Raw genomic sequence first — 24,227 nt, 5'->3', positions numbered from 1 at the left:
CGGACCGCGTACCTCAAGCAGGGCGAGAAGGAGTCCTACGACTGGCCCGTGGCGGAGGTGGCCGTGGCGCTCGAGCTGGACGGTCGCAAGGTGCGCAAGGCCAGCGTGGTGCTGGGTGCGGCGGCGCCAGTGCCCTGGCGTGCGAGCGCGGCCGAGACGGCGCTCGTGGGCCGCGAGCTGGATGCCGCGACGATCCAGGCTGCCGCGAAGGCGGCCCTGCAAGGTGCCAACCCCATGTCGGGCAATGCCTACAAGCTCCCGATCTTCGAGGCGGTGGTGCGGCGCACGCTGCTCGCCGCTGGAGGTGTCGCATGAACGTGCCCGAGAACTCCGCGCTGCCGCCGGTCTGCCGGTGCCTGCGCACCAAGGCCTTCTATGGACCTGTCGTGGGAGAGGAGCCGTGGCAGCTCGGTAACTCCACTGTGGCGCAGTACTGGTGCCTGCTCACCATGGAGCCGGTGGGCCCGGATGAGAACTTCGCGCACCCGCACGCGTGCAGCGGTGCCAGTCGGAGGTGCTACGCGGCTGGAGATGAGACATGAAGGACCTGGAGGACATCCTCCGCGCCCGTGGCAGCAACCCGGGGTCGCTCGTGCTGGCCACGGTGGTGGCGGTGTCGGGCTCGGCCTACCGGCGGCCGGGGGCGCGCATGCTGATGGGCGAGGAGGGTTGGCTCGCGGGCGGCGTGAGCGGCGGGTGCCTGGAGGGCGACATCGTCCGCAAGGCCTTCTTCTGGACGGCCACGGGCCCGCGGCTGCTGCGCTACGACTCCACGGGAGACAACGCCGAGGACGAGGGTGGCCTGTCCTTCGCGCTGGGATGCAACGGCGTGGTGGACGTGCTGATCGAGCGCTGGGAGCCGGGGCCGATGGACCCACTGGCCTTCGCGAGCGAGGCGCGGCGGCAGTCGCGACGCTCGGTGGTAGCCACGGTGTACCGGGGGCCGAGCAGCGCGGTGGGTGCGCGGTTGCTGTTGCGGGATGACGGAGTGGAGGTGAGCAACCTCTCCGGCCCGCTGCGGGACGCGGTGCGCGCGGCAGCAGGAGAGGCGCTCGAGGTGGGGCGCACCTGGACCGGCCCCTGCGGAGGCGCGGACGTCCTGGTAGAGGTGGTGGATCCGCCCACGCCGGTGGTGTTGTTTGGAGGAGGCTTCGACGTGGCGCCTGTGGTGGCGCAGGCGTTGGGCTTGGGCTGGCACGTCACGGTGGTGGCGGACAAGCCGGCCGAGACGCTGCGGCGGCGCTTCCCACGAGCCCACGCAGTGGTGTCGGCCAAGGCCCGCGAAGTGCAAGAGAAGGTGACACTCTCCCCTCGCACCCTCGCGGTGGTGATGACCCACAGCCTGCCGCAGGACCGGGAGCTGCTGGCGCGGTTGGTGCCGCAGCCGCTGCGCTACCTGGGCGTGCTGGGTCCCCGCTCGCGGACCGATCGGCTGCTCGCGGAGCTGACTCCAATGCCGACGCCTGCTCAGCTCGAAAAGCTTCACGCTCCCATTGGGCTGGACGTGGGCGCCGAGGGGCCTGACGAGGTGGCCCTCTCCATCGTGGCAGAGCTCCGGGCGGTGCTGTCCGAGCGCGACGGCGGGAAGCTGCGAGAGCGGCAGGCGCCCATCCACACTCCCGCGCCACCCATGGCGCGGAGACTCGCGTGAGCGTAGGGGTGGTGCTCCTGGCCGCGGGAGGTTCCTCGCGGCTCGGGCGTCCCAAGCAGCTGCTCCTCCACGAGGGGAAGACGCTGGTGCGACGAGCCGCCGAGGCCGCGGTGGCAGCGGAGTGTGGCCCGGTGGTGGTGGTGCTTGGGGCTCAGGCCGAGGCGGTGACGGCGGAGCTGGCCGGGCTGCCCGTACGCACGGTTCCCCATGCGGACTGGAGCGCCGGTATGGGCAGCTCGCTGCGCGTGGGCCTGAAGGCGCTCGACACCCTGGAGCCAGCAGGAGCAAGTCCGGTCGTGGATGCTGCGCTGGTGATGCTGTGCGATCAGCTCCGAGTGGATGCCGGGCATCTCCGCGCGCTGGTGGAGGCCTTTACGCGGACACGGGCTGCCATTGTGGCCTCCAGTTATGAGGGGACGCGCGGTGTGCCCGCGCTGTTCTCCCGCGCGCTCTTTCCGGAGCTGGAGGCGCTCGAGCCGGGCCAGGGCGCGCGAGGAGTCATCGCTCGCGAGCCTTCGCGCGTGGTCGAGGTAGCGCTCGTGGGCGGCGGCGAAGACGTCGACACCGCGGCGGATCTCACCCTCCTCGCTTAAGCAAGATCCAGGGCGCGGATCCTTACAGTATGCGAAGTGACGGTCCAACTGGCAGTGTCTCCCCTCCTTCCATCGGTCTAGCTTAACTGGAAACCACCTAGTGTTGGGGAAAGCAATTTCTCGCATTTAGAGCCGCTTTCTTTATATTCTCAGCAACGCATGGCCAAGAACGACACCGTACTCCTAGACGGCATCATCGAGCAGCGAATCCTCGACGCACTCCCGTCGATTCGTCGCGACGAGGTTTTTGAGTTCCTAGCGTTTGAGCAGGTACTTAAAAACTTTGATCTGTCGCGGGATGAACTTGAGAGTGGGTGGGTAGATGGGCGCGATGATGGCGGCATTGACGGATTTTTCATCCTGATCAATGGGCATTTACTTCGCGACCCTGAAGTTTTTACTTGGCCAAAACGCAATGTTGAGATTGAAGTCTGGATCCTGACATGTAAACACCATGACACCTTCCAGCAAGCACCTCTTAACTCGATGCTGGCAAGCATTCCGGAACTACTTGACCTCAGTCTTGAGCGTGCAGAACTCCGCGGCGCATACTCAGACGAGATGCTCAAGGCGAAGGCCCTCCTGCATCTTGCCTATCGTCGCCTATCTACCACTCACCCAACACTCTCAATTCACTTTGCATATGTTTCACGTGGCGACAGTTCCACGGTGGCTGAGAATATTCGCGCTCGAGCGAACCAATTGACTGCCACAACCCAGGCACTTTTCAGTTCTTGCACCGCGTCATTCGAATTCATCGGTTCTGCTGAACTTATTGCATCATACCGCAGGATCCGAAAATTTTCACTTTCACTTCCTGTGCTTGAATATCTCGCACGGGAGCAAGCCAGCTATGTTGTTCTGGCACGCCTTGAGGAATTCTATCGCTTCGTCAAAGATGAATCAAACGCGCTGCGCCGGTACCTCTTCGACTCGAATGTCAGAGACTATCTCGGCAGCAACCAAGTCAACGAAGACATCCTCGGTTCCCTACAAGACCCGGCTGCCCCCGATTTTTGGTGGCTCAACAACGGCGTCACCATTTTGGCCACCGCAGCCATCTCGCTTGGCAAGACAATTCAACTGGAAGACATTCAGATTGTCAATGGCCTCCAAACCACTGAAACAATATTTCGCTATTTCCAATCGGGCGGTTCGAATACTTCAAACCGCGCACTTCTAATCAAGATTGTGGTCTCAACTGACGCAACCGTCAGAGACCGAATCATTCTAGCAACCAACAGCCAGAGCGTGGTCGAACTAGCGTCACTTCGCGCGACAGATAAAATTCAGCGTGACATTGAGGACATCCTAGAGCGCCACGAGTGGTACTACGAACGCCGCAGGAACTACTATCGAAACATCGGAAAACCTCCGTCTCGTTTCGTCACCCCCATGTACATCGCGGCTGGGTACGTCTCACTCATAAAGAAGAGTCCTGCCACTGCAGCGCGTCTGAAATCTCGCTTTATGCGGGAAGATGAAAGCTACGCTGAGGTTTTCTCGGAGCGGACGCCATTGCAGGCTTGGCCTATCATCACTGACGTACTGAAGCGAACGGAGGATGGCCTAGCTCTTGTGAGACCGACCAAGCCAGGCGAGGGAGAGCGCTTCTTTGCAAAATGGCGAAATCTAATTGCGTTGCTTGCAGTATCAAAAACACTTGGTACCTTCTCGTACGGAGTATCCGACCTCATAAATTTCGACACTACCAATATCTCCAGTACACTTGTCGCTGAACTATGGAGCCTAATACAAGGCACACAAAAGGTCCCTACAAAAACCAAAGACTATCGTAGCGAACTATTCATCATGGAAGTTTGTAGCGCAGCCGCCTTGACATACGGCATCCAGAACCCTCAAGCCCTCGATCGCTGGAAATCTTTAGAGCATCGCAAGTCTCGTGCGCCCCCAAAGAACCAAATTCCCATCCCTTTTCCAACTCTTTCCGAGGATTTTCTGAACCAAGTGGATGCAGCGTTACCCCAGCAGCCGTGGCAGCCGGGATTGCTCTCGCTCATGATATTCAAGCTCGGCAGTTCGAAGCCTTTGGTAAAAGCCGCTATCAATGAACTAATTAGACGCGGGCGGCGCCATAAGCAACATAACGGTGTTGTGTACAACCCTGACGGCACTGTCCTAGCTCTCGATCCCACGAGATCGCCAAAGTTGTAGTACGAAAGAACCCAATTAACACTACTGCATCAGGACCCCGACGGGTGGTGTTAGTGCCATCTCGGACTACTGTCTCTACTGGATGATGAGCCTGCGCGAGTATGTCCGCGACACCGGTGAACCTGGCCTTGGCCGAGGAGCTGTTCCCCGCCGTTGAGAGGGCTCTGGGTTGGTTCATGAGGCACCTGGACTCAGACGGGCTCCTGCGGGAAGTACCACACTGGCTCTTCGTCGACTGGGCCACCGCGTGGACCGGCGCGGCCAGAACACGGTGCTCAAACGCCCACTTCCCTCACATCCTGGAGACGAGCATCGAGCTGGCTCAGATGACGGAAGCCCTCCGTCAGGCGCGTGCCTAAACGACCGATCGTGATTCTCGAACGGTGTCATGCTGCGCGTCGGGCCGGGGCGGCGCGCAACATCGGGCTGGCGGTTCGCTGTACGTTACGAGCTTCGAGCTAGGGGTCCACCTCGGCCGTGAGCGCCTCCATCTTCTTGCAGCGGTGGTTGCGGGTGACGTTGGCATGCACGTCCCACCACACGCGCTCGATGCGGTTGCCCTCCGGGCAGTAGGGCGGCAGGAAGTGCAGCACCACCCGCCCGCCCATCTGCTCCAGCGCCGTCTTCGTCTTCTTGCTGGAGTGCGTGGCCGCGTTGTCCAGGATGAAGTGCAGGCGCTTGGCATCGGGGTAGGCCTCACCGACGGCACGCGCCAGGTCGATGAACAGGGCGCTCGTCTTCCTCTCGCCCCTCACCCACGTCAGCCGGGCCGTGCGCGAGTGGAGCGCTCCGGCCACGTAGCGCTTCTGGTTGTTGCCCGGAGTCACCACCTCACGCCGCTGGCCGGGCAGCATCCAATCGGGCCCCACCTTGGGATTGAGGTGCAAGTCCATCTCATCCTCGTAGAAGACGGGCTCGTCGGGGCGGGCGTAGGTCGCACGACGCTTGAGCTGCCAGAGCCGCTGCTGGCGCTTTCGCTCGGGCCAAGGACAGCGCACCACGGGGCGGGGCCGCTTGAGCCGCGCGCCTACCGAGGCCAGGGTGCGTCCCATGGTGGCTGGCGACACACGGACTCGGCCACGTCGCTCCAACTCGCGCGCCAGCAACTCGCGTGTCCACGTGGTGCGCCGCCATCCGGACTGCTGAGGCGTGCCCTTCAGCACCCGGCAGAGTGTTTCTCGGAAGCGCTCGTCCACCTTGCGCTGGCCGTTCAGAGCCCGCCGCTCCACCAACCCTTCGCGTCCGCTCTCCAGGTAACGCCTGACGGCGGCCACCACGGGGGAGGTGGCGCACAGCAACTCACGGGCGGCCTGCGCTCGCGACTGGCCAGCGGCAACCTTCGCCACCGCCATGCGCCGCCGCAGGGTGAGCGGGCAGCCAGTCCTCTCTCCCCAGCGAATCAACCGCCTGCGGTCACCTGTGCGCAGGCGCAGCTGTTTTCCTCCCTGAGGCAGGGCTCGTTTCTTCTTCTGGTTCTTGCGCACACAAGGCCGAACCGTGCGGGCTCCTGCCGCTTCGTAAGCCGCCGGTCCTACCCAGGTGGTAGTGCGCGGCGGATGAGTGCAGGTTGGCGGAATGACGAAAGCGAGAGAATCGACGAAGGGGACAGAGGGCTCGTGGCAGGAGCAGGCCATGAGTGAGCGGTGGACGGAGCAGATCGCCGAGGCAGTGTTGCGAGCGCAGCAGACCGAGGGGTGTTCGCTGTGGGCTTTCTGCCAGCGGCACGGGCTGTCGTACGCGCGAGTGCGCTTCTGGAAGCAGCGGCAGGGCCGCACGCAGCAGCCGTTGAGCTTCGTGCCCGTCAGCGTGGGTGCCGGAGCGCGGATGAGTGAGCGTGGGGCGGGGGATGTTGAGCTGGAAGTGTCGGGAGTGCGCATCCAGGTGAGAGAGGGAGCCAGCCAGGAGCTCATCGGCCGGGTGGTGAGAGCCCTGCAGGAGGGGGCTGCATGCTGAGGCTGCCGGAGTCTGTGCGCATCTTCGTGGCCAGCGTGCCGACGGACATGCGCAAGCAGGCGGATGGGCTGTCGGCGCTGGTGAAGGGGGCGCTGGGGCAGGAGCCGCGCTCAGGGCACCTGTTCGTCTTCTTCAACCGGGGCCGAGACATGCTGCGCATCCTGTTCTGGGACGCCAACGGCTTCTGCGTGGTGAGCAAGCGTCTGGAGGCGGGGCGCTTCCGAGTGCCGGCGGTGTCCGAGGGCCAGGCCAGCGTGAGCCTTGAGCCCAAGCAATTGGCACAGCTGCTGTCGCTGGTGGAGGCAGCGCGAGCGCGGCGGCGCGCGGTGCATTGAGCGCGGCAGGAGGCCGCAGAGCATTTGTGTTGCACCCTACCTCATAGGTTGGCATAGCTGGGCACGCATGACGACGCCCGCGACAGTGGCCCAGGAGGCTGGAGAGCTCGAGGCGGAGCAGCAAGCTCCGAGTGAGACGAGCGACATAGAAGGGGTGCGCGCCTACGTGCTGCAGATGCTCTCGCAGGGGCGAGGGGCTGAAGCCATCGAGATGCTGGTGGACCTGGTGGCTCGGCTGCGTGAGGCGCACACCTCCACGGCGCACCGGCTCAAAGAGGCCCTGCGCCAGCTGTATGGGCGCCGCAGCGAGAAGATGACTACCAGCCAGTTGCAGCTGCTGTTGGCGTTTCTGAGCTCCCAGGCGGCTGGGCCAGAGAGCTCCGAGACGGCGCAGCAGACACCGCCCTCGCCCTCGGCCCCACCTGCCGCCGCTGGCTCCGACTCCACGGACGGCACCGGCAAGAAGCAGCGCTCACGCCGGCAGGCTCCGCGAGGAGCCCAGGCGCTGCCAGCGCACCTGGAGCGGCGCGAGGTGGTGGTGCCCGTATCGTCCGAGCAGAGCGCCTGTCCCTGCTGTGGCCTGGAGCGTAGCCCCATGGGCGAGGAAGTCAGCCAGCGGCTGGAGTTGGAGCCGGCGCGCTTCTTCGTCTTGGTGGAGAAGCGGCCCAAGCTTTCGTGTGCCAAGTGCAAGGAGGGTGTCGTCTCGGCGCCAGCCTCCGAGACGCCTCTGCCGGGCGCCTTGCCTGGCCCTGGCCTGCTGGCCCAACTGGTAGTGGGCAAGTACCGAGATGGGCTGCCGCTGTACCGCCAGCAGGCCATTTTCGACAAGCGCTACGGCGTGAAGCTGCCGCCCTCCACCCTGGGAGACTGGCTGGCCGGCGCGTGCGACGTGCTGCCGCCCCTGGTGGAGCTGCTCAAGCAGCGCACCCTGCAGGACATCCTCGTCCAGACGGACGACACCGGCCTGCGGGTACTCGACAAGGACGATCCGCGCGGCATCAAGCGCGGCCACCTCTGGCCCTACGTTGGCGAGGGCGGCAATGTCTTCGTGGAGTACACACCCGACTGGCGCGGCGAGGGGCCTCAGCAGATTCTCTCGGAGCGAAAAGGCTACATCCAGGTGGATGGCTACGCGGGCTACAACGCCCTGTTCGGCCCCACCTCCCCCCGCGTTGAGGTGGGGTGTTGGATGCACGCCCGGCGCGGCTTCGAGCGAGCCTTCCAGGCCGGCGAGCCGCGCGCCAGCCTCGTCCTCTCCCACATCCAGAAGCTCTACGCCGTCGAGCGCGAGGCCACAGAGCAAAACCTCACGCCCCAAGAGCGCGGCCACCTGCGCCTGGAGAAAAGCGTCTGCCTCTACACGGACATCTTCAGCACCCTGGAGGAGCTGGAGCCCCAGGTGGCCCCCAAGACGCCCCTGGGCAAAGCCATCACCTATGCCACCCACCGCTCTGTCCAGCTCGGACGTTTCCTCGAGGACGGGCGCCTGCCTCTGGACAATGGAGAAGTCGAGCGCCTCATCAAGCTCATAGCCATCGGTCGCAACAACTACCTGTTCGCCGGCAGTGATGCGGCCGGCCACCGTGCTGCTGCCGCCTACTCCCTGGTGCTCAGCTGCTACAGGCTCGGTACGGACCCGTGGGCCTACCTGCGCGACGTGTTGCCCAAGCTGGGCGACACCCGCTTCCCGGCCTCCCGCCTCGCCGAACTCCTGCCGGAGGCTTGGCTCCAGCAGCAGCGTCAGCAGATGTAAGCTCGTCGGTCCCTCTTCCATCGTTGCTCAGGGGTACCACTCCCAAGGCACTCGTGCGACCTGGGTAGGACCGGCGGCTTACGCCGCTTCCCCGCTCTGTCGGCGCCTGCCTGCCTCCGGGCCGATCGGGAATCACGACCCGTCGTTTAGTCGGGCACGCCCACGTTCGGTCGCTCTCGGAAGTTCCTGGGCGTCCCCGCTCTGAGTGATGGCTTCGAGCATGTCCGGACGGCCGCGCCTGATCGACCTGGAATCGAGGTGTCCCTGGAGCGGCGACAGGGCCAGTTCCACCTGGAGGCGAAGGCTCCATTCCCATCGCGGTGGAGTTCGCGCCTCCCGAAGGCACCACCTCCGTCACGCTGAATGCTCAGCCAGTGCGAATGCTCGAGTGGTAGCGTTGTTCCTCCTGAGCGCTCGCGCCAGCGCCGACGAGCGCGAGCAACCCTCGCCTTCGGCCTCTCCCTCCATGAAGAAACCTGGCAAGGCAACGAAGAGGCAGACCGTCATCGAGTTTCCCCTCCACTCCAGAGCACGCGGGAGGCCATCGGGGAGCTCGTTGACACGATGGACGAGCGCTGTGCCCTGGAGTTCTTCGACTTCTTTCATCCCAAGATCAGCGACCCGGGTGCCTATGTGACGGTCCACAGAGAGGACGATGGCTTGCAATTCCAGCTGGGGAATCACGGATGGTCATCGGCCTGGCAGCCCATCACTCGAGACGCCTTGGTCGACTACATCCACAAGAACAGGGAGCACAATGAGGGAAGGCTTTTCCTCAAGGCTCGCTACAAGGAAAGCAGGATGGTCAAGACGAAGACCGGAACGAGTCAGACCTCCTACTACTTTGACATTCGAGACAAGAAATAGAGCTCCGCATCCCACGTCCTGCGCATGAGTGGGCGCACCTGCGTCAAGCTATCCGCAGGGCTTCAGCTGGCGCCTTCGGAAACGGGGGTAATCAGAATTAACTTGTAAACCAGGAACACACTGGGAGTAGCATTTGCGTCATGCGCTCCTCCCTCACTCTGCCTCTGACAGCTGCCCTCCTGGTGCTCTCGGCCTGTAGTCCCGTGGACGGCGACAGTCCGCCGGACGGCACCGAGGGGAAGGAGGCCCGCAACCTCGGCCAGTCAAGAGTGGTGAGGAAGCTCATCGGAGACATCGACGGCTTCGGCATCTCCCCCGCCGGGCTCGTCCGTGCCTCTCCGGCTCCACACAACCAGCCCGCGGATACCGACGGCGACGGCCGCATCGAAGCCGGGGAGTTCCTGCCCGATTGGAACCGGAACGGCAGCACCGCGGTCGGCAGCAACGACGACTTCGACTTCCGCTCCGCCGCTGAGCGAGCGGCAACGAACGGAGCCCAGCTCACCGACCAGTCCCGGACTCCTGCCGGGGCCTCGGATGGAATCACCTTCTCCTTCTCCTTCTCCGTCCCCGTCCCGGGTGACGTCGACTACGGCGTCGACCACTTCATCAACCTGGTGTTCGGTGACTACGACGTCTCTCCCGCGAGCATCCGGGTCGACGGCGTGGTGACGCCACTCAACGTGCAGGGCGGCAACCAGGACGGCCTCGCCCAGACGGCCTACGCGGTGGTGCCGTGGTCCTCCATGACGGACGGCCAGGTGATCATCACCATCATCGCCCCGAATGAGCCCTACCTCGCCTTCGACTACGCGCTCCTCGACACGGACCAGATCGCCGACTGCGACAGTGACGGCATCCCCGACAACCTCGACAACTGCCGCTGCGACTCCAACCCGGATCAGATCGACCGCGACGAGGATGGCGTTGGCGACGTCTGTGATCCCGGCTGCCACGTCGACGCGGACTGCGACGACGGCAACGCGTGCACGACGGACACCTGCCAGGGCGAGGACGGCACCTGCAGCCATGATGGCTCGGCGGGCCTCCAGGTGAGCCTGCGGGACTACAACCTCTTCGTACTCGAGGACTACACCCAGGGCACGGACGTGGAGGGCAAGGTGGCGGCGGGTGGCAACATCACCATGAACAACTTCTCGGTGGGTCACCGGATGCCGGACAGCAACATCGCCAACACGCTGGTGGCCGGCGGCAACCTGACGCTCACCAACGGTGGCGTCTGGGGCGACGCCTGGTACGGCGGTAGCTACAGCGCCGACAGCACCGTGACGTTCCCGCGGGGCGTCGTGGCGGCGGGCTCGCCCATCAACTTCGCGACTCGCGGCACCGAGCTGCGCAACCTGTCCTCCCAGCTGGCCAGCCTGCCGGCCAACGGCACCACGACGCGCGAGTCCTGGGGCGGCATCTTCCTGCGCGGCACGGATCCTCACGTGAACGCCTTCGAGGTGAGCGCCAGCGCCTTCACCGGGGCCACGCTGCTGTCCATCGACGCGCCGGCCGGCTCCCTCGCGGTGATCAACATTCGCGGCAGCTCGGCGACCTTCACGGGCTTCGGCCACTCGTTCAGCGGCGGCATCGACCAGAGCGGCATCCTCTACAACTTCGTGGACACCACGACGATCAATGCCCAGGGCTACGGCTTCTGGGGCACGGTGCTGGCCCCCTACGCCGACGTCACCTTCCACAACGGCAGCTTCGACGGCGGCATCTACGCGAAGTCGATGACGGGCAACGCCGAGGGCCACGTGAACCCGCTGCAGGATCACAACCTCTGCCAGCCTCCGCCGACTGGCACCTGGACGGAGTGGCTGAACCGGGACTACCCAAGCGGCAATGGGGACTACGAGGACCTCGTCAACTTCCCCTACGCGTGCAATGGCAACACCCCGATCGGCATCGAGTGCGCCACGCTGGAAGGCGTCGACTGGACGCAGACCGGGCAGGTCTACTCCTGCAGCCCCACGCTGGGAGGCATCTGCGTGAACGCGGAGCAGACGGATGGCCGTGAGTGCCTGAACTACCACGTGCGCTTCCTCTGCCCATAATGGCGGCCCTCGCGAGAGGACGACATGTGGTTTGAGACGCGCGCGGCCAGGATTCTCAAGACCCGCCTCCCGCTGATCCAAGGTCCGTTTGGGGGCGGGCTGTCATCGACCCGGCTGGCGGCAGCGGTGTCGGCGGCGGGCGGCCTGGGCTCGTTCGGTGTGCACCACCTAGACGCTGCGCAGATCAAGGAGACGGTTGCGGAGCTGCGCAGGCTCATCTCCGGGCCGTTCGCGATCAACCTCTGGATTCCTCTCGGCTCCGAGCGGGAGCTGCGTCCGACGCAGGAGGAGTTCAAGTCGAACGTCGCGAGACTGAAGCCCTATTACGACGAGCTGGGGATCCCGGAGCCGGCCTATCCGAGCGGTTTCTCGCAGGACTTCGAGAGACAGATCGAGGCGGTGCTCGAGCTCAAGCCGCCGGTGTTCAGCTTCATCTTCGGCATTCCCTCGGCCGAGGTGCTGAAGGCCTGCCGCACCCACGGAATCGTGACGATCGGGACGGCCACGAACGTGGAGGAGGGACTGGCCTTGGAGGAAGCCGGGGTGGATCTCATCGTGGCCTCGGGCAGCGAAGCCGGTGGCCATCGCGCATCGTTTCTGCGCCCGCCCGACGAATCGCCGGCAACAGCGGCGCTGGTGCCGCAGCTCGCGGATCGCGTCAGAACACCCGTCGTCGCTGCTGGAGGAATCGCGGATGGCCGGGGCATAGCGTCCGCCCTCGCACTGGGAGCCGAGGGTGTGCAGGTGGGGACCGCCTTCCTGGCCTGTGAAGAGTCCAACGCCAGTGAGACGTACCGGCGGGCGTTGCGGAAGGATTCGGCCCGAGCCACGGTGCTGACCCGGGTCTTCTCGGGACGGTACGCTCGCGGGATCCGGAACCGTTTCCTGACGGAGATGACCGAGCACGAGCGAGCGCTTCCGCCCTATCCCGTGCAGAACTGGTTCACGCAGCCCATCCGTCAGGCGGCTGCGAGCCAGGGGCGGGAGGATCTGCTGGCGCTCTGGGCTGGGCAGAATGCGCCGCTGATCCGGCATGATGGGGTGCAAGAGCTGGTCGAGTTCCTCGAGCGGGACACGGAGCGGGTCCTGTCCCGGCTTGGAAGCCGCTGAGGCTCGTTGGCGGCGCGCATGGCACGAACCTGTCTGACAAGCAGACAGGTTTTGGGAGGCCGAGGAGAAGAGCTTCCTCGGCCTCCTTTGAGGCTCAGTCGTGCCGAAGTTCAGAAGCACTAGCTGGCTCGCCTGTGTCACGGAACAGCTTGCAGGACCACTGCTGCTGGCACCACTCGATAAAGTCGGCGAACTGCGCGTCCAGTTCCATCCACCCCAAGGAGCCCAAAACCACTCGCTCGGGTCGAAACAGGATGACATGGGAAGTGCCGTTAGGTTCATCCACTCCACGGTTCTTAAGGGCGGCCTCGCGTGCTCCTTCGTCCAGGCAGATGACGTAAGCACCATCGCTACGAACATAGAAGGGCGTGCCTTCCCAGTACGCCCGCATCCGAGCGAGCGCATCTACATCGAAGCGGCCTCCGTTTTCTTGGGAGATCAGCAGGTAGTCCCTGTCCATGGAGCTTGCCCTCCTCTCAGGGAGTAACATCGATATGAGTGGCATCACCCAACGATCCAGTGTCCGCCACATGAGCAAGACTAATTGCTCCCTGCGTCACTCGGTGAGGCCGGCGTGTCATCCGGTGGCGTGGTGGCCGCGTTGGCGGTGAGCACCACGTCCATCTCCACATCCCGCCCCTCGTGCTGCCAGCGCGGCAGCGCGAACCACGGCTCCCGCGCACCCCACAGCGTGTAGCGGCCCGGCGGCAACGCATAGCGGAAGTCCCCCGACACCTGCCCAGACACCTCCACCGCTTCACCCGGCCGAGGCACCGCAAGCACTGCCACCGGGCTCGCGAGGATGCCCTCATGCGGCCGGATCTCCAACGTGTACGAGACCTCCGGATCGAGCTGCCGGACCGTGTAGCGGGCCTCCACCCCCATCGGGACCAGGACCTGCCTCGCCTCCACCCGGCGATGGACTACCTTCCGCGACCCGTTGTCACGCACATGGAGCGTCAGCTCCTGTCCCTCCAGGCTCTCCGAGGCGCTCCCCATGAGGATGAACGCGTACAGGGCCTGGGTGTCCGAGACGGTGAAGACATGCACCTGCGTGGAGCGGATCAAGTCCGGGCTCAGCCCGCGCTGCCGGTCCTGCTCGGAGAGCGGCGCATTCCCCGTATGGGTCCCGGTGAGCCACACCGTATAGGCCCGCTTCGGATCCAGGGGTTCCCAGAGCGAGCACGCCACGGCGCTGAAGGCGGGCCAGCTCCCCTGCAAGATGACGTGCGCAGGCAGCGTCTCCGTCTCGAGGCGAGAGCCCGCCGCAAGCGGCTTGGGAGGAGGCGGCGTCACAGGGGGCGGAGGAGCCGTCCGCACCGGCTCCAGCGTGACGTGCAGCTCCTCCCCCAGCATCCCAGGCTCGAAGCGGCGGGCCCACGACTCCTTCCCGGGCAGTCCCACCTCCACCGTGTGTGGATCCTTCCTGGAGATCCCCTCCAGCGCCAAGGGCGTCACTGCCGCCCCGTGAGCGGAGCGGAGGACTCCTCCCGTGCCCCCTGCGGCCCCGCTCGCCCGGGTGCAGGTGCCGGAGTGCCGGGCCAGGCCTGAGGCTGCGACGAGGGCTCACCCCGGAGCCGGCGCTTCTGCTGGGCGCGGTTCCAGCCCGTCATCTGCTCCCGGTACCTGGACGGAAAATTCGGGGGCCGCCCCATCGCCGTGAGCTCGGACTCGTCGAGCAGGCCCATCAGGTGCTTCAGCGTGTGCATCGGATAGAGCGGCGTCTTGACGGCCCGTCCAGCAAGGTAGGCGCACTCTACCCGCAGGGCCGGCCCTTGCCCCTTCTCCCCTCAGCTTTGCGGATCAGATCTGCGGGGTTTGCACGATTGACTTGGAGTGCGTCTTGGGACCTCATGTCAGAGGAATCATCATCCATGCTCGTTCACCAATGTTTCACCTCAGGTGTCCCATTGAGTCGCGACGGTTCTCCCCCTGCTGCTACCCAGGGTCCCGCTTCGACGGGCTTCATTCCCGGTAACAAGATCTTCAACCGTCGCGACTTCGTGCGCGAACGGTTTGGAGCGGCTGCGTGGGACGCGGTGCTCGCGCTCCTGTCTCAGGAAGATCAGGCCCAGGTCGCCTCGGTGGATCCCGGCGCCTGGTATGACGTGCACCTCGTGGAGCGGCTGATCAGCGCGGCCTGCCAGCAGCTCAAGCTCGATGACGGGCTGCTGATGGAGATGGGGCGCTTCGACGCGGATCGCGAGCTGTCCACGGTGTACCGGTGGTTCCTGCGGCTCATCCGCCCCTCCTTCGCCATCCGTCACATGAACCTGTACTGGCGCCGCTCCCACGACACGGGGACCTGGCGCTCGTGGCAGAACGGGCCAGAGGTCTCCGCCGAGCTTCGGGACTGGGCTGTCAGCAACCGCGCCATGTGCATCACGCTGCTCGGGTACCTCGGGCGCACGCTCGAGCTGTTCGGCGGGAAGCTCGCGTCGCTCGAGCACACCGAGTGCCGCTCCGAAGGCCATGCCACGTGCATCTTCCGCACCCACCTGGAGCTGCCCGCGGACGAGCCGCGGCCCGGGCGGCGCCCCACGCGCGCGGACATCAGCTCCCTGGCTCGCGAGCTGGCGCACTCCCCCAACCGCGAGGCGCTCGTCGAGGCGCTCGTCACCCTGCTGCGGTTCCAGTTCGGCTGCAGCTGGGTGGAGGTGTGGGTGACCGGGCAGGAGGATCGGATGCAGCTCATGGGCGTCTCCGGCGAGCGCGGCCCGGGAGATCAGCGCCGCTTCGTGCTCGAGGTGGCGGGCCGCGCCGTGGGGCGGCTGGAGCTGGAGCTGCCGCGCGGCCCCGGGCAGCGGGGTGTAGACGAGGTGCTGGCCGAGCTGATGCCCTGGGTCTCCATCGCGCTGGAGACGGCACGTGTGGACCGGAGCGAGCCGCACCATGTCGAGGAGAGCGAGCTGGCCCGGCGGCTGCGGCGAGCCCGCGAGATTGGCCAGCTGACGCCCCGGCAGTTGGAGGTGCTGGAGCTGGTGGCCCGGGGCAAGACGAACAAGGAGATCGCCGCGGTGCTGGGCCGGAGCGAGGGGACGGTGGAGGTCCACGTCACCAACCTGCTGCGCAAGTACGGGGCCAGCAACCGCGCCGGGCTCGTGGCCATGTTCTGGGGTGAGCTGTAGGAGATCCATGCGCGCCGTCCCTTTGTTCGTCCTCGTCTGCTGCGGGCTGCTGCTCTCCGCCTGCGCCTCCACGCCGGTGCCTCCTCCCCTGGAGGCTGCCACGTACGACGTCGTCCTCCGAGGCGGCACCGTCTACGACGGCAGCGGCGGTGAGCCCTTCGTCGCCGATGTGGCGCTCCAAGGTGACACGCTCGCCGCCATCGGAGACCTGCAGGGCGCTCGGGGGCGGCTCGAGGTGGATGCCCGCGGCCTCGCCGTGGCCCCCGGCTTCATCAACATGCTGAGCTGGGCCACGGAGTCCCTGCTGGTGGACGGGCGCTCGCAGAGCGATCTCCGGCAGGGCGTCACGCTGGAGATCTTCGGCGAGGGCTCCTCGATGGGGCCCCTCACCGAGCCCATGCGCAAGGAGATGCTCGAGCAGCAGGGCGATCTGAAGTTCGACGTGCCGTGGACGACGCTCGGCGAGTACCTGGAGCACCTCGAGAAGCGCGGCATCTCCCCGAACGTCGCCTCGTTCGTGGGGGCCACCACGGTGCGGGTCCACGAGCTCGGGTACGCCGACCGCGCCCCCACCCCCGAGGAGCTGGAGCGGATGCGCACCCTGGTGCGCAGGGCCATGGAGGAAGGAGCGCTGGGCGTCGGCTCGTCGCTCATCTATGCGCCCGCGGCCTATGCGAAGACGGACGAGCTCATCGCCCTGGCGAAGGTCTCCGCCGAGCATGGCGGCATCTACATCACCCACATGCGCAGCGAGGGGAGCCGGCTGCTGGAGGCCCTCGACGAGACCCTCACCATCGGGCGCGAGGCGGGGCTTCCGGTGGAGATCTACCACCTGAAGGCCGCGGGCCAGCGCAACTGGGGGAAGCTGGACGAGGCCATTGCCCGCATCGAGCAGGCGCGCAAGAGCGGGCTGCGGGTGACCACGGACATGTACCCCTATACGGCCGCGGCGACGGGGCTGGACGCCGCCATGCCTCCCTGGGTGCAGGAGGGCGGGCAGAAGGCCTGGGAGGAGCGGATGAAGGATCCGGCCATCCGCCAGCGGGTGATGCGGGAGATGACCACGCCCTCCGGTGACTGGGAGAACTTCTTCCTGGCCGCCGGCTCGCCGGAGAACATCCTGCTCACCGGCTTCAAGAGCGAGAAGCTCAAGCCGCTGACGGGCAAGACGCTGGCCCAGGTGGCCGCCCTGCGCGGGAAGTCCCCCGAGGAGACGGCGATCGATCTGGTGATCGAGGACGGCAGCCGCATCTCCACCGTGTACTTCCTCATGTCGGAGGACAACGTCCGCAAGCAGCTCGCACTGCCGTACATGAGCTTCTGCTCCGACATGGAGTCCGTGGCCGCCGAGGGCGTCTTCCTCCAGTCCAGCATCCACCCGCGGGCCTACGGGAGCTTCGCGCGGGTGCTCGGCCGCTACGCCCGGGACGAGAAGGTGTTCCCGCTGCAGGAGGCCGTCCGCCGATTGACGTCGCTGCCCGCCGAGAACCTGCGCCTGGAGCGGCGCGGGCGGCTGAAGGCCCAGCACTTCGCCGATGTCGTCGTCTTCGACGCGGCGACGATCCAGGACCACGCCACCTACGCCCGGCCGCACCAGTACGCCACGGGCGTGCGCCACGTCTTCGTCAACGGGGTGCAGGTGCTCCGGGACGGAGAGCCCACCGGCGCCACGCCCGGCCGTGTCATCCGCGGCCCAGGGTGGAAGGGCGCCCGGAAGTAGGGCCCTCACCCGGCACGACGCACCCGGTGCTCCACTCCCTTGGGGCCTGCCACGATCAGCTCGGACGTCAGGCCGATGAACAGCCCGTGCTCCACGATTCCCGCCCGCGCCTCCAGCTTCGCGGCCAGCTCGGCCGGACGGGAGATGGGGCCGAAGTCGCAATCCAGGATGAAGTTGCTCTGATCCGTCCGGTAGGGCCCTCCCTCACGCGCCTCTCGCCGCGTGACGCGTGCGCCCAGCCCCTCCAGGAAGAGGGCCTGTGAGCGCCAGCCAAAGGGGAGCACCTCCACTGCCACGGGCCTCTGAGTCCCCAGCCTCGGCGACAGCTTGCTCTCGTCCACCACGATGATCACCCGCCGGCTCGCCTGGGCGACGATCTTCTCCCGCAGCAGCGCTCCCCCTCCGCCCTTGAGCAGGCAGAGCTCCGGGTCCACCTCGTCTGCCCCGTCGATGGTGAGCTCCAGTGCCGGGTGCTCCTCCAAGGTGGCCAGGGGCACCCCCACCGAGCGCGCCAGGGACTCCGTCTCCAGCGACGTGGGCACCCCCACGACGCCAGTCAGCTTGCCCTCGCGGAGCAGGGCCGCCAGCCGGTACACCACGAAGGCCGCGGTGCTCCCAGAGCCGAGCCCCACCCCCATGCCCGGCTGGACGAGCTCCACCGCGCGCTCGGCGGCCCACCGCTTGAAACGGGCGACCTCGCTCTCTTCGGGAGGGGACACGGCGGAGAACCTCCTGGGGCCTCAGCGCACGACTCCGTGCCCCTCCTCCAGAGCCTCGCGCTTCTCGGAGATGACCGCCATGAGATCGCGCCAGGACTTGGAGAAGGACTCAGCCCCCTCCCGCTGGAGCTGCTCGGCCAGCGCGTCCACGTCCACGCCCGCGGCGACGAACTCCGCAATCACCCGCTCGCAGTCCCCGCCATCCCGCGCCATCACCTGCTCCACCGTCCCGTGGTCGGCGAAGGCCAGCAGGGTCCCCTCCGGCATCGTGTCGATGGTGTCCGGCGCGGCCAGCGACTCCACGTAGAGCGTGTCCGGCGCGGTGGGATCCTTGGTGCCCGTGCTTGCCCACAGCAGCTTCTGCATGGAGGCCCCCTCGGACTCCAGGTGCTGGACACGCCGGCTCGCACGCAGTGCGCAGTACGCCCGATAGGTGCGCTGCGCCACCGCGAGGCCCAGCCGGTTTCGCAGCAGCTCGGGGACCTTGCCCTGCACCGCCTTGTCCCAGCGACTGACGAAGAGCGAGGCCACCGAGCGCACGTCCGGTGAGAGCCCATCCTGCAACCGCCGCTCGATGCCCCTCATGTAGGCGTTCGCCGCGGCCAGGTACTGCTCGGCCGAGAAGAGGAGCGTCACGTTGATAGGCACCCCCGCGTACGTGGCCTCTTCGATGGCCCGCAGGCCGGCATGCGTGCCAGGGATCTTGATGAACAGGTTGGACAGGCTGGCCCGCGCGTGAAGGGTGAGCACCTGCTCGAGCGTGGGCACCGGCTGCCAGGCGAGCAGCGGGGACACCTCCAGCGACACCCAGCCGTCCTCACCCTGGGTCTGATGGTGGATGGGCTGGAAGAGGGCTGCCGCGCGGGTGAGATCCTCCAGCGCGAGCTGGAAGAAGAGCCCCTCACCGCGCAGCCCTCGCTCCCTCCCGGCGCGGAGGGAGTCGTCGTAGTCATTCCCCCGGGAGATGGCCTGGTAGAAGAGGGTGGGGTTGGACGTAAGCCCGGTTACACCCAGCTCGTCGATGTAGTGCTGCAGCGTGCCCTCTGCGAGCAGCCGACGGGTGATGAAGTCCAGCCAGATGCCCTGTCCAACCTCGCGCAGCGCTTGGGTTGCGATCATGCCCCTGCCCTCCTTCCCAGGAGCCCGAGCCGGGCCCGTCTCCTGAGGCGGAAGGTGTGAACCCTCTGGCGGCCCTGCAGCTTGGACGAAAGGAGCCCCCTGGCGCCCGGTCCGCTGGCTGCTGGGAAGACTCCTGAGGTGCCCTCCAGGGCAGGAGGCCCGACCGTGTGGCGCCAGTGGGCGCGGAGCCCTGTCCTCCCACCTTCAACTCGCCCTGCTCGTGCTGGCCACGGTGCTCTTCGGCCTCGGTGCGCTCATCCTCACGGCCGCGCAGAGCCGGCGGCCCCTGGGTGCCACCGCCAGTCCTCAGCCCGCCTGAGCCTGGGCTCGAGGAAGCACGGGCCCACGCCCGAGGAGCGCTCAGGGCTGGCCGGTGTCGTCCAAGTAGGAGTTGAGGCCCTGCCAGGACTCGAGCACCGCGCGATCATTCGCCAGTGCGCTCTCGTACGTGACACCCTCGTGGGTGCGGAGCCGCAGGTGCCAGCGCCCCTTGTGCGCACGCACGCGCTCGGCCTGGGCCAGCTCGATGCGCGACAGCGTCACCGTGTGCGCGGGGAACAGGTAGTGCAGGCGCACCTCCCCGTCGAGCAGCTCGACCCGATAGAAGCCCTCAAGCGTGGTGCCGTACATCGCCCCGAAGAGCAGCCCGAACACCCCCACGCAGAGCACTGCCGCGAGGGGTGCCGGGAGGGTGGGTCCACCCTGGAACAGCGCGTGGCGAGAGGTCTGGCGCAGGATCACCGCGTAGAGGACCAGGGAGATCCCCAACGAGAGGAGCAGAAAGACGATGAACGCGGTCGTCGCTCCCGAGGCACTCACCAGCTCGTAGATCATCGTCATCATGCGGTTCAGTTCAGGAAGTCCGGCAGCATCGGCAGTCCGTGGAAGAAGCGGCGTCCGCTCTCGAAGTGGCGGATGAAGCCGGCCCTGTCATGCAGGAACAGCTCCGCCATCTCCGCTTCGCCGTAAGCGCGGAAGAAGCTCGCGCGAGCCTCGTCACAGGCCATCTCGTACTGGCGGCAGAGCGCCTCCCACTCCTCGGGGGCCTCGCCCGGCGCCCAGCTCTTGTCCTCCGGCAGTCCGTAGTCCTGCTCCATCTTCTCCAGCTCGCGGCCCAGCTCGCGCACCTGGGGGGCTTCCGGGATCGCCTCGTCCGCCATGGCCAGGAGGATGTGGGCCACGAGGAAGAAGCCCGCGTCCGGGGGCACCGTGCCCGAGTCCCGAGCCTCGCGGAACGTCACCAAGAGCTGGGCGTCCAGCGCATCCCCGTCCAGGTCCGACAGGCGGCGCGCCAGCTCCCGCAGCTCCTCCTCCCTGCCTTCCGAGTCCTTCGGGTCCGGGGTGGACTTGCCATGTCGTGTCTTTTTCATGGTCTCTCCCGCGTGCGAACCCCCAGAACATCTCATGTGGGTCTGACGCTCCTTCCCCAGGGCTCTGACGCCTGGAGGGGAGACACCTGTTCAGCAGATGTCCAACTCAGGACGTCGGATGTCCGCACTGTGTACGAAGGTCCAGGAAGACCGGCGCGCCACCACCGCTCCCAATGAAGCGATATGGTTGGAGGGGTCGTGGCCCACACCCTCTCTCTGCGCCCCGTCAGCCCTGAGGATGACGCGTTTCTCTTCGCGTTGTACGCCAGCACACGCCCGGACATTGCGGCCCTGCCGCTGGGCGACGTGCAGCGCAGTGCCGTCATGCGCATGCAGTGGCTGGCGCAGCGGCACGCCTACCAGATGCGCTACTCCCACGGCTCGCACCAGCTCGTGCTCCTGGAGGGGCGCCCCGCGGGCCGCCTCTGGGTGGCAGACGAGCCCGGCGAGCTGCGCCTGGTCGACATCTCCCTGCTGCCCGAGCACCGTGGCGCGGGCATAGGCACCGAGCTGCTGCGCACGCTCCTGCAGGAGGCCACCGCGGCCGGCAAGCCGCTGCGCTTGAGCGTGGCCCGGGACAACCCCGCCCAGAGGCTCTATGCGCGGCTCGGCTTCATCTCCGTGGACAGTGCGGACCCGACCTGGGATCCGTACCTCGTGCTCGAGTGGAGACACAGGCCGCGCGAGGGTGAGCACGGGCCGTGAGCGCTCGCTGGAGACGACACGGCCCGCGAGCACGAGTGCCCGCGGGCCGCTGAACCTGGGAAGCAGGCGGTGCTACCTCAGAGCACGTTCTCCGGCGAGGCTGTCACGAGCTGGATGACGTGCCCTGCGGTCCCCGCCTGGGCTGCGGCAGCGGGGCCAGTGAAGGCCGTGCCACCTCCTCCATCACCACCGTCGCCACCGCACGCACCCCCGCCGCTTCCGGCGATATTGCTCCCCACTGGCGTGACCAGCAGATCGGTTCCCGGGGCTCCACCATTCGCCTGCAGGGCTCCCGTCACGGAGATGGGGTTCGCCGAGATGAGGTGGACAATGCCTCCCCCTCCTCCTCCGCCTCCTCCTGCTCCCGTGGTGCCACCGTTCGAATTGACGGCGTTACCACCTGCCCCTCCGTTGGCGCGGATAGTGCCTCCTACCGTGAGGTTCCCCTTGGATGCGATGACGATGATGCCGCCACCACCACCGCCCGGGCCACCAAAGTCACCGGTGGTCGCGGTGGTGACACCGTTGGTCCCGTTCGCGCTGATGCTTCCTCCCACGGGAACACTCACACTGCTCTGTGCCGCGATGAGGAGAGAGCCCCCTCCCGCTCCACCATTTCCGTCAGTGAGCTTGCCCTCTCCCGCACCACCCGCCGCGGGGCTCGACCCTTTCAGCCGCGCTGCCGTGAGCAGAGCGATCCCCGTGCCTCCGTGGAAGATGCCCGGAACCCCGCGCGCGATGCCAGGCTGGGGCGGACCGTTGCCCGTGTCCTCCGTCCCAGCGGCGACGGTGATGGAGCCACTCACGGTGACGGTTCCTGTCGCGCGCAGCACCGTCCCGCTGGGCACGATGAGGGTGCCGGCGATGTTGATACTGGTGAACTGCGTGTTCGTCCTGAAGGGCTGCGCGTTGACGACCCCGGTGTTGGAGAGATCCAGGGTGGTGGCCACCGGCACGGTGAGCGCTCCCGCCGAGCCATCTCCGTAGGCAGCGAGCGCCCCTGACGGGCCCTGGGGACCTTGCGGGCCCTGGGTGCCTTGGATGCCCTGCGGCCCCTGGGTGCCCTGCACGCCCTGGGCTCCCTGCGCGCCCGTGGCGCCCGGAGTCCCTTGAGGCCCTTGAGCGCCGTTGCACACGTAGCGCGTCAGCGCGGCGTTCACTTCACCGGGCTCGAGCACGCCGTTGCGGTTGGCGTCGGGGCCCAGCTCCACCTTCACACCACCGGTGGCGCAGTTGGCTCCCGCCGGCTCGGCCGTGGTCGCCGCCACCGTGGGCAGGCCTTCCGGTCCTTGTGGCCCCGTGGTGCCCTGGGGACCCGTGGCGCCCGTGGCGCCCGGAGTTCCCTGAGGCCCTTGAGCGCCATTGCACACATAGCGCGTCAGCACGGCGTTCACCTCACCGGGCTCGAGCACGCCGTTGCGGTTGGTGTCGGGGCCCAGCTCCACCTTCGTGCCGCCCGTGGCGCAGTTGGCCCCCGCCGCCTCGGCAGACGTGGCCGCCAGCATGGCCACGCCCTCCAACCCTTGCGGCCCCGTGGTGCCCTGAGGACCTGTGTCCCCCGTGGCGCCTGGAATCCCCTGAGGCCCTTGAGCGCCATTGCACACGTAGCGCGTCAGCACGGCGTTCACTTCACCGGGCTCGAGCACGCCGTTGCGGTTGGCGTCGGGGCCCAGCTCCACCTTCGTGCCGCCCGTGGCGCAGTTGGCCCCCGCCACCTCGGCAGACGTGGCCGCCAGCATGGCCACGCCGTCCAGCCCTTGCGCCCCCATGGCACCTGCCGGGCCCGCTGGCCCCGTGGCTCCTGTAGCCCCTGGCGCTCCCTCGGGTCCAGCAGGCCCAACGGGCCCCTGCGGTCCTCCAGCGGGACCCTGCTCTCCTTGCGGACCCGCTGGGCCTGTTGCACCCGTTGGGCCTGTTGGGCCCGCCGGGCCTACAGGACCCGCGGGGCCCGGGTCGCCGGGATCTCCCTTCGGTCCCGAGGAGCCCGTGCAAGCCACCAATGCCATCAAGCCGGACAGTGGCAGCACTCGCAGCCAGTGCGCGCCAGAGAGACGTTGCCTCTTCATGGATGAACCCCTCACTCCGGCACACTCCCGCCGGATGAAGGCGGGGCGTCCAAGACACGAGGAGCCCCGCGGTGAACGATGCGTGCTGGGCCGCGCACGGTGTCTCGAAGCCAACACCGCCAGTCTGTCCCGAGAGGTGTGTCGTGGCGAGCATCTGGACGGTGGGGGTCCCGGATCCGACCCGGACCCTCCAGGAATCCAGGACTTCCCGTTGCGCTCCTTGCAGCTACTGCTTCCCCGGGTCAGTGCCGCATGGTTTGTTGAGTGACCCACACTTGGAGCAAAAGGAAGTGACACATGTCTGAGCCATTCCTCGGTGAGATCCGGCTGTTCGGAGGCAACTTCGCGCCCAGAGGCTGGGCGCTCTGCGATGGCCAGATCCTGCCCATCGCGCAGAACACCGCCCTGTTCTCCATCCTGGGCACCACCTACGGCGGGAACGGGCAGACGACGTTCGCCCTGCCGGATCTGCGAGGCCGAGCCCCTTTGAACTGGGGCACAGGACCGGGGCTGACGCCGCGGAGCCTGGGCGAGGCGAGCGGCGTGGAGAGCGTCACCCTGATCTCCAGCCAGATGCCGGCCCACAACCACGCCATCGAGGCCAGCACCAACCAGGGTGATCAGTTCTCTCCCGCGGGCAACGTGCCCGCGGTCCTGATCAACCAGTCCGGCCAGCCGGAGAACCTCTACAGCCCCACGCCCAATAGCGCCATGGCGCCGACGAGCCTCAGCATCGCGGGTGGCAGCCAGCCGCACCAGAACATGCAGCCCTTCCTCTGCGTGAGCTTCATCATCGCGCTCGAGGGCATCTTCCCCTCGCGCAGCTGAGTCAGCGTCCGGAGGAGAGGGCGCGCTCGCAGCCGCTTCATGGCGCGGAGCAACGCCCTCCCACTGTGC

23 protein-coding genes and 1 pseudogene are annotated in these 24,227 nt (G+C 66.9%); 15 read left to right on the top strand and 9 right to left on the bottom strand.

Annotated elements, in window-relative coordinates:
• From VD972_RS35385 to VD972_RS35365, 5 genes and pseudogenes are all read left to right on the top strand, one after another.
• Window positions 1-315: pseudogene (locus tag VD972_RS35385) on the top strand (xanthine dehydrogenase family protein subunit M); the annotation flags it as partial.
• Window positions 312-542 carry a hypothetical protein gene (locus VD972_RS35380; RefSeq protein ID WP_324993228.1) on the top strand — a complete coding sequence of 77 codons (231 nt, stop codon included), beginning with the start codon at window positions 312-314 and terminating at the stop codon, window positions 540-542. The pseudogene VD972_RS35385 and the gene VD972_RS35380, both read left to right, overlap by 4 nt.
• Complete coding sequence (locus VD972_RS35375; RefSeq protein WP_324993227.1) at window positions 539-1,651, top strand: XdhC family protein; 1,113 nt, start codon at window positions 539-541, stop codon at window positions 1,649-1,651. The genes VD972_RS35380 and VD972_RS35375 overlap by 4 nt, the downstream gene beginning before the upstream one ends.
• Window positions 1,648-2,244 (top strand): nucleotidyltransferase family protein, encoded by a 597-nt coding sequence (locus tag VD972_RS35370; protein WP_324993226.1) that lies wholly within the window; start codon window positions 1,648-1,650, stop codon window positions 2,242-2,244. The genes VD972_RS35375 and VD972_RS35370 overlap by 4 nt, the downstream gene beginning before the upstream one ends.
• 159 nt (window positions 2,245-2,403) lie before the next feature.
• Complete coding sequence (locus VD972_RS35365; RefSeq protein ID WP_324993225.1) at window positions 2,404-4,419, top strand: AIPR family protein; 2,016 nt, start codon at window positions 2,404-2,406, stop codon at window positions 4,417-4,419.
• A 458-nt stretch (window positions 4,420-4,877) separates the two neighbouring features.
• Here the strand turns inward: VD972_RS35365 and VD972_RS35360 are convergent, their stop codons facing one another.
• On the bottom strand, window positions 4,878-5,822 hold the full coding sequence (locus VD972_RS35360; protein WP_324993224.1) for an IS630 family transposase: 945 nt from the start codon (window positions 5,820-5,822) through the stop codon (window positions 4,878-4,880).
• Window positions 5,823-6,051: 229 nt separating this feature from the next.
• Between VD972_RS35360 and tnpA the strand changes: the two genes are divergently transcribed.
• The 6 genes from tnpA to VD972_RS35330 all read left to right on the top strand — a co-directional run bounded on the left by tnpA (window position 6,052) and on the right by VD972_RS35330 (window position 12,503).
• A complete protein-coding gene (gene tnpA / locus VD972_RS35355; RefSeq protein WP_324993223.1) occupies window positions 6,052-6,372 on the top strand; it encodes an IS66 family insertion sequence element accessory protein TnpA in 321 nt (106 codons plus the stop codon).
• Window positions 6,366-6,707: an IS66 family insertion sequence element accessory protein TnpB gene (gene tnpB, locus VD972_RS35350; protein WP_324993222.1), complete on the top strand. Its 342-nt coding sequence runs from the start codon at window positions 6,366-6,368 to the stop codon at window positions 6,705-6,707. Before tnpA ends, tnpB begins: the two co-directional genes overlap by 7 nt.
• A 67-nt stretch (window positions 6,708-6,774) precedes the next feature.
• Window positions 6,775-8,460: an IS66 family transposase gene (gene tnpC / locus VD972_RS35345; protein WP_324993221.1), complete on the top strand. Its 1,686-nt coding sequence runs from the start codon at window positions 6,775-6,777 to the stop codon at window positions 8,458-8,460.
• Between the two features lie 564 nt (window positions 8,461-9,024).
• Window positions 9,025-9,327, top strand: coding sequence for a hypothetical protein (locus VD972_RS35340; protein ID WP_324993220.1), 303 nt, complete (start codon window positions 9,025-9,027; stop codon window positions 9,325-9,327).
• A 140-nt stretch (window positions 9,328-9,467) separates the two neighbouring features.
• Window positions 9,468-11,393: a choice-of-anchor A family protein gene (locus VD972_RS35335; RefSeq protein WP_324993219.1), complete on the top strand. Its 1,926-nt coding sequence runs from the start codon at window positions 9,468-9,470 to the stop codon at window positions 11,391-11,393.
• 24 nt (window positions 11,394-11,417) lie between these two features.
• Window positions 11,418-12,503 carry a nitronate monooxygenase gene (locus tag VD972_RS35330; RefSeq protein WP_324993218.1) on the top strand — a complete coding sequence of 362 codons (1,086 nt, stop codon included), beginning with the start codon at window positions 11,418-11,420 and terminating at the stop codon, window positions 12,501-12,503.
• Between the two features lie 94 nt (window positions 12,504-12,597).
• Here VD972_RS35330 and VD972_RS35325 read toward each other — a convergent pair whose 3' ends face one another.
• From VD972_RS35325 to VD972_RS35315, 3 genes are all read right to left on the bottom strand, one after another.
• The gene (locus VD972_RS35325; protein ID WP_324993217.1) at window positions 12,598-12,963 is read right to left on the bottom strand and encodes a hypothetical protein; all 366 of its coding nucleotides are present in this window, start codon (window positions 12,961-12,963) and stop codon (window positions 12,598-12,600) included.
• A gap of 80 nt (window positions 12,964-13,043) precedes the next feature.
• A complete protein-coding gene (locus tag VD972_RS35320; protein WP_324993216.1) occupies window positions 13,044-13,961 on the bottom strand; it encodes a hypothetical protein in 918 nt (305 codons plus the stop codon).
• Window positions 13,958-14,212, bottom strand: coding sequence for a hypothetical protein (locus VD972_RS35315; protein WP_324993215.1), 255 nt, complete (start codon window positions 14,210-14,212; stop codon window positions 13,958-13,960). Before VD972_RS35315 ends, VD972_RS35320 begins: the two co-directional genes overlap by 4 nt.
• A gap of 201 nt (window positions 14,213-14,413) precedes the next feature.
• On the opposite strand from VD972_RS35315, the gene VD972_RS35310 reads away from it, so the two are divergent.
• Window positions 14,414-15,631: a LuxR C-terminal-related transcriptional regulator gene (locus VD972_RS35310; protein WP_324993214.1), complete on the top strand. Its 1,218-nt coding sequence runs from the start codon at window positions 14,414-14,416 to the stop codon at window positions 15,629-15,631.
• Window positions 15,632-15,638: 7 nt separating this feature from the next.
• Window positions 15,639-17,351, top strand: coding sequence for a D-aminoacylase (locus VD972_RS35305; RefSeq protein ID WP_324993213.1), 1,713 nt, complete (start codon window positions 15,639-15,641; stop codon window positions 17,349-17,351).
• Window positions 17,352-17,356: 5 nt separating this feature from the next.
• On the opposite strand, the gene rpiA is transcribed toward VD972_RS35305, so the two are convergent.
• The 4 genes from rpiA to VD972_RS35285 form a co-directional block, all read right to left on the bottom strand.
• Window positions 17,357-18,070 (bottom strand): ribose-5-phosphate isomerase RpiA, encoded by a 714-nt coding sequence (gene rpiA / locus VD972_RS35300; protein ID WP_324993212.1) that lies wholly within the window; start codon window positions 18,068-18,070, stop codon window positions 17,357-17,359.
• Window positions 18,071-18,091: 21 nt separating this feature from the next.
• The gene (gene tal / locus VD972_RS35295) at window positions 18,092-19,189 is read right to left on the bottom strand and encodes a transaldolase (protein ID WP_324993211.1); all 1,098 of its coding nucleotides are present in this window, start codon (window positions 19,187-19,189) and stop codon (window positions 18,092-18,094) included.
• A 360-nt stretch (window positions 19,190-19,549) separates the two neighbouring features.
• Window positions 19,550-20,032, bottom strand: a complete 483-nt coding sequence (locus tag VD972_RS35290; protein WP_324993210.1) for a hypothetical protein — start codon at window positions 20,030-20,032, stop codon at window positions 19,550-19,552.
• A 5-nt stretch (window positions 20,033-20,037) separates the two neighbouring features.
• The gene (locus tag VD972_RS35285) at window positions 20,038-20,559 is read right to left on the bottom strand and encodes a hypothetical protein (protein ID WP_324993209.1); all 522 of its coding nucleotides are present in this window, start codon (window positions 20,557-20,559) and stop codon (window positions 20,038-20,040) included.
• Between the two features lie 198 nt (window positions 20,560-20,757).
• On the opposite strand from VD972_RS35285, the gene VD972_RS35280 reads away from it, so the two are divergent.
• A complete protein-coding gene (locus tag VD972_RS35280) occupies window positions 20,758-21,264 on the top strand; it encodes a GNAT family N-acetyltransferase (RefSeq protein WP_324993208.1) in 507 nt (168 codons plus the stop codon).
• Window positions 21,265-21,341: 77 nt separating this feature from the next.
• On the opposite strand, the gene VD972_RS35275 is transcribed toward VD972_RS35280, so the two are convergent.
• Window positions 21,342-23,033, bottom strand: a complete 1,692-nt coding sequence (locus tag VD972_RS35275; protein WP_324993207.1) for a DUF7151 family protein — start codon at window positions 23,031-23,033, stop codon at window positions 21,342-21,344.
• Window positions 23,034-23,627: 594 nt separating this feature from the next.
• Here VD972_RS35275 and VD972_RS35270 point away from each other — a divergent pair.
• Window positions 23,628-24,158, top strand: a complete 531-nt coding sequence (locus VD972_RS35270) for a phage tail protein (RefSeq protein ID WP_324993206.1) — start codon at window positions 23,628-23,630, stop codon at window positions 24,156-24,158.
• The last annotated feature ends 69 nt before the right edge of the window (window positions 24,159-24,227 follow it).

Origin of the sequence: Hyalangium sp., assembly GCF_035629615.1 — a bacterium.
Lineage (GTDB): Bacteria > Myxococcota > Myxococcia > Myxococcales > Myxococcaceae > Hyalangium.
The sequence above is the reverse complement of the archived record's forward strand: the minus strand, read 5'-3'. Positions and strand labels throughout refer to the sequence as shown.